Origin of the sequence: Staphylococcus caeli (assembly GCF_051413795.1) — a bacterium.
Taxonomy (GTDB): Bacteria; Bacillota; Bacilli; order Staphylococcales; family Staphylococcaceae; genus Staphylococcus; species Staphylococcus caeli_A.
Window position 1 is genome coordinate 1 of sequence record NZ_JBOIRQ010000048.1, and the last position, 616, is coordinate 616.

General features: G+C 33.6%; 1 protein-coding gene. It reads left to right on the plus strand.

The features are described from left to right. A partial coding sequence (locus ACSULM_RS12470; RefSeq protein WP_436863119.1) for an IS30 family transposase occupies positions 1–607 on the plus strand: 607 nt, incomplete at its 5' end. Positions 608–616 lie beyond the last annotated feature (9 nt).

The window sequence follows — 616 nt, forward strand, 5'->3', positions numbered from 1 at the left end:
CAAACTTCTTAATTTTAATGTCTTAATGTATCTTAGACAAAAAGGAAAAAGACAACGTTCTAAAGAAACTAGAGGTAAATTCAATGTCGGCAAGTTAATTTCACAACGACCTAAGGAAGTAAGAAAGCGTAACGTATTTGGTCATTGGGAAGCTGATACTGTTGTATCGAGCAGAGGAAAAAGCAAAGGATGTGTTGCAACTTTCGTAGAAAGAAAGTCTCGTTATTTATATTGTTTTATAATGCCCGACCGTTCTGCAAAATCTATGGAAATTGCGATTAAACAACTAATATCTAAGCTTCCAAATGGAACAGTTAAAACGATTACTGTAGATCGTGGAAAAGAGTTTTCATGTTATAAAACCATTGAAAGTCAATTTGAAACCAATATTTACTTTGCCGACCCTTATTCTGCTTGGCAACGTGGAACAAACGAAAATTCCAACGGTCTACTTAGAGAATTCTTTCCTAAAAAAACAGATTTAGCAAAGATAACTCAAGCAGAATTGGATTATGCTTTATGTTCTATAAATCATCGACCAAGAAAGTGTCTTAATTGGTGTACACCTTATGAAATTTTCACTGTAAGTCTGTTGCAGTTAAATTGACAATTCATC